General features: G+C 42.4%; 5 protein-coding genes and 2 pseudogenes. 3 read left to right on the top strand and 4 right to left on the bottom strand.

The genetic code is table 11. The features are described 5' to 3' along the window. Positions 1–1,652, bottom strand: a pseudogene (locus HWQ38_RS14570) (integrase); the annotation flags it as partial. Positions 1,653–2,253: 601 nt separating this feature from the next. Between HWQ38_RS14570 and HWQ38_RS14565 the strand changes: the two are divergent. Together HWQ38_RS14565 and HWQ38_RS14560 are read left to right on the top strand one after the other, a co-directional pair. Further along, positions 2,254–2,676 (top strand): hypothetical protein, encoded by a 423-nt coding sequence (locus tag HWQ38_RS14565; RefSeq protein WP_292794672.1) that lies wholly within the window; start codon positions 2,254–2,256, stop codon positions 2,674–2,676. Positions 2,677–2,873: 197 nt separating this feature from the next. Continuing rightward, on the top strand, positions 2,874–3,344 hold the full coding sequence (locus HWQ38_RS14560) for an EamA family transporter (RefSeq protein ID WP_292794670.1): 471 nt from the start codon (positions 2,874–2,876) through the stop codon (positions 3,342–3,344). A gap of 156 nt (positions 3,345–3,500) precedes the next feature. Here the strand turns inward: HWQ38_RS14560 and HWQ38_RS14555 are convergent, their stop codons facing one another. Together HWQ38_RS14555 and HWQ38_RS14550 are read right to left on the bottom strand one after the other, a co-directional pair. Further along, on the bottom strand, positions 3,501–4,574 hold the full coding sequence (locus HWQ38_RS14555) for a hypothetical protein (RefSeq protein ID WP_292794669.1): 1,074 nt from the start codon (positions 4,572–4,574) through the stop codon (positions 3,501–3,503). Between the two features lie 340 nt (positions 4,575–4,914). Beyond that, positions 4,915–5,085 (bottom strand): hypothetical protein, encoded by a 171-nt coding sequence (locus HWQ38_RS14550; RefSeq protein ID WP_292794667.1) that lies wholly within the window; start codon positions 5,083–5,085, stop codon positions 4,915–4,917. A 725-nt stretch (positions 5,086–5,810) separates the two neighbouring features. Between HWQ38_RS14550 and hpnI the strand changes: the two genes are divergently transcribed. Continuing rightward, positions 5,811–7,019: a bacteriohopanetetrol glucosamine biosynthesis glycosyltransferase HpnI gene (gene hpnI, locus HWQ38_RS14545; protein ID WP_292794674.1), complete on the top strand. Its 1,209-nt coding sequence runs from the start codon at positions 5,811–5,813 to the stop codon at positions 7,017–7,019. Positions 7,020–7,035: 16 nt separating this feature from the next. On the opposite strand, the pseudogene HWQ38_RS14540 reads toward hpnI, so the two are convergent. After that, positions 7,036–8,895 (bottom strand): annotated as a pseudogene (locus tag HWQ38_RS14540) (efflux RND transporter permease subunit); the annotation flags it as partial. Positions 8,896–8,958: the final 63 nt, after the last annotated feature.

The following is an 8,958-nucleotide window of genomic DNA, read 5'->3' as shown; positions in this document are numbered from 1 at the left end:
AAGAAGTATATATGTCTAATACACTGAGCAATCAGATGGTGGAATGGAATACGATGGCGTGAATATCTCTGCACACAAATTCGCAGCACCATCATAATTGACCGGTAGCTTGGTTCGTCAAAGGTTAAATAGACCGCTAAAATTCTTCTACTGTAAGCATCCATCAGCAAAGTAGCCCAAGGTCTGCCCAGATTACGCCCTGTACGGGAGCAGACTAATTCCACATCTACCTGTGTATGGTCAATGTGAGCAATTTCCCAGGGACGATCTCCATGAGGCGGAGTGGTTAAGTCTAATTCCCAGTAGAAGGCTGATTGCTGATAAGCTGCACGAGAACCAAGTCGTTTTTTAGTTTGTTCATAACCGGAACGTTGCTTGATTCTGTTGCAGAAAGTCACATAGCTTGGTAGTTCCTCTGGATTTTTGGTTTTTTCCCATTCGTGTTTCAAGACTCCGTAAACTGCCATTTTCCCTTTTTGTTTGAGCGTTTCGTAGTGGTCAGCAATAATTTTGTCAATGAAGTCCTGCGTCTGTTGTGATATTTTTAGTTTTCTATTACCTTTGCTTGCATGATTATCGAGCAGCCCAATATATCCCCAGTTATATTTCTTTTGAGCCAGGATAAATTTAGCTTTCCAATAACGAATAGTACGCTCAGATATAGTAGCTTTATCTGTTGGTTTACCTGCTGCTTGTTGAGTAATAATTTGATAGCGATGGTTTGCTTGTGCTAAATCACATGGGCTGGCTTTTAAATAGCGTTCTATTGCTTCTGGGTGGATAGAAGATGTAAAAGTTGTGGATATTTGGTTACTAATCGCTGCAAAAAGCGAGTTCTCTTCGGTTCTTTTTTGCTCTAATAACCAGCGATTGTAAGCATCATCTGCTGCTTGATCAACAAATAAATGTACTCTCTCTGGTTCAGTTAAAGAAGCAACACTCAAGTCAGTATAAATTTCCCCATTAGCTATTAAGGCATTCACCTCATCTGATGTCGCTGTTAGGGTTTGAATCAGGTCAGAGTAGGTTATTCCTGGTGTCAGGGCAATCTGCTCTCTAATGCGGTTCGCAACTTCCACATTTATTTGATAAGTTTTGATGGTGTAGGCTTTGAGAAATTGACGATTTCTGTACTTGACCCAATTGATTTCTTTATCAGTACGGAGGCGGTAATACAGACCTAATTGTTCAACGACTTCCGTTACTGGTGGACTTAGCCATCCCATATCTATTGAAAAAACATAGCGTTCTGGTTGCTTGGTCGCTAGTTTTTCTAATCGAACAGAGGACTTCCATTCTTCAAAACCTGCACTCGATTTTCGGATGAAAAAAAAATCTGGAACATGAGTCACTGTTACCATTCTGCCATTTTTGGCTTTGACTTTTAGGCACAGACGGTAGGGTTGATCATAGTATTCCAAAACATCATTGTCTTGCTCATATTCTTCGCTTGCTGGTAATTCCACTTTATGGGACTCGAACTGAATTGTTCTGCCCATTTTCATACTGGAGTAACTGCCAACAACGTTGATTCCATTGCTTCTGACTCGCCGCACAGGTTCTGATGACCGAATTTGTTCAATCACAGAACGCGCTTGTCCTGATATCTTGAGGCGGTGACACCAATTATCAAACTCTTGTGCGTTGAGCATTTTTACTTAAAAAAGTGGCTTGGACTCACGGCAGGCTTTGACTTAAATTGTTTGGACTCGTGGCAACTTTATCATTTAACTGGAGTCCAACACCTACTTGGCACAAATCGTAATAATCAGGCTTTCAGGCTTTGATGCGGCAAGCTTATCCTTTAATTTCCGGCAATCTTTTCCTTTAAGTCACACAAACCACACTACAATGCTCTCTACACCCAGGCGCTTGGCTACTTCAATGCCCTGAAGGCACCAGCAGTCTTCACACCGGGCGACAACGATTGGACTGACTGCGATCGCCCCTCAAACGGTGGATTCAACTCACGGGAGCGCCTCGACTACGAGCGTCAGGTATTCTTCAGCACGAATTTTTCCCTCGGGCAGCGTCGGCTAGTTCAGGAGGTGCAGACGACCCCGATGTGCCTTGGTGCAAACGGCACCAATGTACCCTGTGTTGAGAACCGCCGCTGGACGGTCGGTAAGGTGACTTATGCCACACTCAATATCCAGGGGTCGTGCAACAACCTATGTGACACTGCGCCTGACCCGCAGGAGTACGCGGCGCGAAACGCGGCTAATATTGCATGGATTCAGAGAGACCTTTCAAGTGGCAAAGGCACACAATTCGGTGGCGGTTATCTTTATCTCCCAAGGCGATCCGGGGTGGGATCTGACCGACGGAACCAGAGCGCCTTTGCGTGATCCGAAGACGCTCGCGGAAACTGATGGGCAGCCTGATGGCTTCCAGAGCTTTTTATTAGCGTTGCGCGATCAGGTGATTGCTTTCCGTAAACCGGTTGCCTACGTACACCGTGACTCGCACTACTACCGCGTTGACAAGCCTTTTCTAGATGCTCAAGGCAGACGCCTTGATAACTTCACTCGTGTCGAGACATTTGGCGACAATGCGGCGAACGGCACCAACGATGTGAATTGGGTCAAGGCGACCGTAAATCCCCGTAGCCGAGAGGTGTTTTCGTATCAGCCACAGATTGTTCCCGGCAATCGAGTAGCGGTTCCGTCTCCGTAACGCCACGCAGTTTCTAATTGTTGAGAACTGCAATCATGGTAATTTTCTGGAGTTTTGATTGCCTTGCGAATATGTTAGTTCAAATGTACTACGAGTTTCCTGCTGAAGTTTTGGGTGGGTGCGCTTATATTTGATGTACATCAATTGCCGTAAAGGTTTGGAGTTTCGCACTCCTGACTAATCTAACATGATCTGAAATGACAGTGTTAATTTTGACTAGTCAATCAGGAGGCAAGATGGAGAGTAACACCAGAATGTGGTGGATATATGCATTATTTTCGGCTGGCTTTGCAGCATTGACAACTATCTTTGCCAAAATTGGGATAGAAAATGTGAACGCTAATTTAGCAACAGCAATCCGAACTGTAGTCATCTTAGTAGTTGCTTGGGGGATTGTATTTTTTCAGGGAAACGTAGTTAATATCTTAGCTATACCCCAAAAAACCATGATTTTCTTATTATTATCTGGAGTGTCTACAGGGTTATCATGGATTTTTTACTTCCAAGCCTTACAAGCAGGAAAAGCTTCCCTTGTCGCACCAATTGATAAATCAAGCTTGGTATTAGTTTTATTGTTTTCAGTCATTTTTTTGGGAGAACCATTAAACTGGAAGATGATTTTAGGAACTGGGTTAGTAGTCATAGGTACTTTAGTTTTAATCATTTAAAGTCTTAACTAAAACTGGAAATTTTCTCTTCTGGCCGTGACTCTACCCGTTAGTTTGGATTAGGCATTTGCTTTTTGAGTCACCCTTCTTTATTGTCGCTTCTGGCTGACACCTACTTGTATTTGAAAAGGAGCGTACAAGAGGGTTACGCTCCATTCATGTCGCAGCAGTTTTTGCTAAAACCAGAATCACAAAAGTACCAGGGATAATAGTTGGTCGAGATCGCACTTGCCCTGAGACGGGGGTAGACGTTGCTTGAAACTTAGCTGTGTCCAAATATAGCTTATGCGTCTTCAAATCTAACGCCATTGTCCGCGCTCCTGGCTGGGTTACAACGTTATTCACAATACTAAATTTATCGGCAGAGTCTTCATGTACCACTGTCAGTGAACCTTCACCGTTTGAACTGAAAGCTAATCTAGTCACTGGGTCATAAGCAATCGCATCCGTCCTCTTGCCAATTGGCAGTGTAGCTTTAATACTTCCTGTATTTGCATCCACTACACTCATCAGTTGGTTTCCGCAACCGATGAACAACCGCCGATGCTGTCTATCTATTGCTATGCCAGTTGGTTGGGAGCAAGGTTTGAGCGCCCAATGTCCCTTAACTTTAAGATTACTGGTATTTATTGCGACGACTTCGCTTTTGTCCTCTAGGTTCACGAAAATCTGCCCTAAGCCATCGGCAGCTGCAAATTCTGGTTTGCCACCTAAAGCGATTGTCCCCAGGACTTTAGTAGTTTTGGCATCAAAGACAGTTGCCGAGTTGCTGTTGCCGTTAAAAGTGAAGACTTTCTTGGACATAGGCTCATAGACAATTGCATCTGGGTTAGAACCAGTTTTAACTTCTCCTATAACTTGTAGTGTCTTTAAATCGAAAACAGTAGCTGTTGCCGCCTTACCATTACTAATAAAGCCACGACTTAATTCTGGGGCAATGGCGACCCCATGTACTCCAGCAGTATGAGGAATTTCACCCACAACTAACCCCGTGTCAACATTTAATACTGTTACCCTTGTGGAGCGCGTAATGTATAGGCGACGGGCTGCACTATCCAATGTCAGGTAATCCCATCCTCCTTCTCCACCCAGAGGTATTTTTTTAATTATGTGGTAGTTGTGACTTGGTAATGTGCCACTAATTACTACATTTTGAAAGCAAAAGCTCAAACCAGAGATGAACATAGAGGCAATAGCTGTGCCAATCCTACGAGAAATTATAGTGTTCAAAAATATATCCCTTTCCTTTTACAATTATTTTTCGGATATTACCAGACTTCGATTGTATTGGGAGCAGTGCCCCAAAGTTAGCTGCTAAAAATTAGTGGGATAAATCGAATGGCACGCTTGTTTTCACCAAACCCAGAAGGCTTATACCTTATGGGTGTGAGGGGGTAGGGGATATTGGTCAAAAACTAAGAACTTAAATAGGAGGTTGTTGAATCATCTCTTTTCAACAACCTCCTTTGTTTTTACTAAGTAAGTCGGCACGATCAAATCAAGGTATGTTGACTTTTGTAAAAATCCTGGAACTATTCATTTATAAACTCTTTGCTGACTTTACACTTCGTTACATAGCTTGATTTTTTAACGCCGACTTACTTAGATCACCGACGGCGGGGCTTCTCTCAAGCAATACAACACTACCTTCCTGCTGAATTTTTTCCCAATATTCACTAGCAACCCAACTTATCGTGTGCGATCGCATGAATTGACAGATGCGACAGGTGTAGAATTTCATAACCCGCAACTTAGGTTACTAGCTGCTACTATCACTTTCGCAGGATTTTTCATTGTATTCACTCCTTTAATTAGAGTTAAACAACCTGTATGAGTAAGATGATCAGATTGGATTATAGAGAACAAAAGTCAAGAACTCGGAAAGATTTGCTCCAATTTTAAAAAATCTGCTGTGTGTGATCGCTTTAGCAATAAAGTCATAAAAAAATAAGTTATTCATCTGAATCTTTCCAAGTTCTTGACTTTTTATCTTTAAATTCAGATCGCAAACACCGAGATACATTATATGACTACAGACCTGCAACTTCCTTTGGTGAAAGTAGATACTGAACAATACTTCTCGGTTAAAAAACTTGGAGCGATTTTCACTCACGAAGCTTCAAGGTTTTCAACCATGTCACCTCCCCTAATTTTGGAAGCAGGGCTGTTTCATTCGATAAGGTCATGATTTTGTCAACAGTATGAGCGATAAATTTAGGGAAGTGGGAAAAAGAAAAATTACCAGTTCAACGGATAAATTTAAGTACAAATGCCATTTCCTTGTCTAATCAGATTTTCTAGTTACCTGATTTTTTTGCTTGAAACGCTTGTAAACCACCGCTTTTTAGGGGATGAAACAGCCCTGCTAATTTTGGAAGGAGATGAGCTTAACCGAGAGGTATTGAGATACTGATGGTCTGTAATCAATATTTATCAAGGAAATCAGGAGATTAATGCTTGAAGTCAATGGAAATTTCTGCATCTGCTTTTTTGCCAAATATCAACCTGACAGTTATCGACGTTTTAATATTAATTCTTTGCTTGTCAGCTACCCTATTTTATTGTTACTCAATCTATTCGGCAGTTGTCACCTTTGGGGAATCCCATATATATGCTCCCAATTTTTCTCCACCCATTACTATCCTGAAGCCAATTTGCGGACTAGACAGAGATATCTACGAAAATTTGGCAACATTTTGCCGACAGGAATATTCAACTTACCAGATTATCTTCAACGTCCGCAGCCCGCAAGACCCTGGAATAAATGTGGTCAAACGAATTATCCAAGACTTTCCCAGACTGGATATTCAGTTAATAGTCTGCAATCGCATTATTGGGACAAACCTAAAAGTGAGTAATCTGGCAAATGCTTTATCTTTCGCAAAATACGAAATCCTAGTTATTGCTGATAGCGACATCCGAGTTGGGAAAGACTACTTGCAGCGAGTTGTGAGACCACTACATAATAAGAATGTTGGTGTTGTCACCTGTTTATATCGTTCTGTAGCACAGGGATGGGTAGAAAAGTTAGAAGCGGTTGGGACTGCTTGCGATTTTAACGCAGGTGCTATTACCAGCAAACAGTTAGAGGGTATGAAGTTCGCACTCGGTTCAACAATTGTAATTCGTCGAGAAGTGCTAAAAGCAATCGGGGGATTTGAAGCGATCGCCGATTATCTCGCAGACGATTTCCAACTTGGCTATCTAACTGCCCAAGTGGGTTACAAGGTCATGCTTTCTGATTATATAGTGGAACACGTATTATTTGCTAACACCTTGATTGATTCTATTCAGCATCAGGTTCGCTGGTTACGTGGTATTCGAGTTTCTCGTCCTTGGGGTTATTTGGGAATAGTTTTTACTTATGGGAACATCACTAGCTTAATACTAACAATGACTATAAAAGGGTCTGTTTTGTGTTGGTTTGGATTAGCTATTACCTGGATAGTACGTTTAATAATGGGCTGGATTGTTGGTGTCAAATATCTTCAAGATTCGAGCGCTAAAAAATATTTCTGGCTTGTAATCTTACGAGACTTGATGAGTTTTGCAATCTGGTGCTATTGTTTTTTTGGCACTACAATTGAGTGGCGGGGGCTACAATTTAAGTTAACTAAAGATGGTAAAATCATACCTAAAGTAAAAGATTTAACAGAACAGTTGTCAGATACATGATAAGTTGCATAGCATTTTAATGCTGAAATCGAGAAACGATCCGAAACACAACTGGGACAAATACTAGGGTAAAAATAGTAGAAAGTGAAAGCCCACCGATAACGGCGATCGCTAGTGGCTTTTGCAATTCTGCCCCCGCACCTAAACCCAAAGCTAAAGGCAGTAAACCCAGAATAGTACAGAGTGTGGTCATCAAAATTGGTCGCAGCCGGACACGACCAGCTTCAAGTAAAGCAGATTCTACAGAATGACCTTCTAAACGTAAACGGTTAGTATATTCCAACAAAATAATTCCATTTTTTACCACTAAACCCACCAGCAAAATAATCCCCATAAACGAGGAAACATTCAGTGGTGTCTGAGTAACCCACAAACTCAGCACTACTCCTAAAAGCGCTAAGGGAATTGTCGTAAAAATTACTAGTGGTTGTAATAAGTCACGGAACTGTATAACCAGCACCAGATAGACTAGCAATACTCCTAAACCCATGACCATCAGTAATTGTGAAAAAGACTGCTGCTGAGAAGCAATTAATCCACCGACTGAGAGGATGTAGCCTTGAGGTAGCTTAAATCCGGCTAATTTTTTATTGATATCTTGGACAACCGAACCAAGATCGCGTTTTTCCACACCACCGTTAAAAGAAATGTAACGCTGCTGGTTCTCACGCAGAATCGCTTCTTCGCCTGTTGTTGATTTGATCTTAGCTACGGCAGAAAGCGGTAATATGATGCCATTCGTACCGACAATTGGGATTTGGTCTAATTGTTGCGGATCTCGACGCACACTGTCTAAAAGGTGAACCCGCACATCTACTAACTTGTCACCCTGACGAATCTGAGTTGCTACCCGTCCAAACAAGCCATCCTGTACTTGCTGTGCAACGTCTGATTCTGCTAATCCTAACTGTCCGGCTTGTATGGAATCAACGCGCATATCTAATTGCGGTAAGATCACTCCTCCACTAGACACCAAGTCTACCAAACCAGGAATATTATCAATACGGGCTTGAACTTGCTCTCCTAATTTACGCAGAATACCTGGTTCTTCGCCAAAGATTCGCACTTCTACAGGACTAGCCGCACCAGAAAGGTCGTTAAGTTCATCTTGGAGGATTTGGTGAAAGTCAATATCTACCTGGGGTAACTTTTTAGTAATATCTTGCCGTTGAGCTTCGATGATATCAAAGACTTGGCGTTGACGCTGCCCCGGTGGTTTGAGGACGACAATAATATCACCTTTATTCGGCTGAGTCGCAAATAAACCATTTTCTGCACCTGTACGTCGTGTCCAATTTGTTACTTCAGGAGTTTTACCGATAATTTCTTCCAATTGGCGTGCGAGAAAGTCCGTTTCAGTTAAGGATGTTCCTGGCGGTGTGAGGTAATCAATGATGTAGCTGCCTTCATCAAAGGTTGGTAAAAAATCCGAACCTAGCTGAGTAAATAATACTGCCCCAACTGCTAGTAGAGACAGTGCGATCGCACCAACCCAACGTGCTTTTCCAAACACAACACGCAGTAGCCACGTATAAGCATTGTCCAGCTTAACTAACAATTTGGGTTCTGAGTGATTTGACTGACGCCGCAGCCAGCTTGCTGCTAGTAGAGGAGTGAGAGTCAGCGCCAACAGTAGAGAGAAACCAACCGCAGCAGTTAAGGTAGTGGTCAAACTAGTAAAAAACTGTCCGGCAACACCTGATAACAGTCCCAAAGGCAGAAACACTGCTACTGTGGTGATCGTGGAACTAATTACGGGTTCAGTTAATTCAGCCATTGCTGCGGCGACAGCTGCGGTTGAGTTCAAGTCTTTTTGCAGTTGGCGGTCGATGTTTTCAATTACCACAATCGCATCATCAATTACCAAGCCAATCGCTACCGCTAGGGCGTGTTTTCAAACTATAACCATAACAGAATGGAGGCGATGGTAATCATAGCT

The sequence above is a fragment of the Nostoc sp. NMS7 genome, from assembly GCF_017115085.1.
Classification (GTDB): Bacteria; Cyanobacteriota; Cyanobacteriia; order Cyanobacteriales; family Nostocaceae; genus Nostoc.
This window is presented reverse-complemented; position numbering and strand designations above follow the sequence as displayed.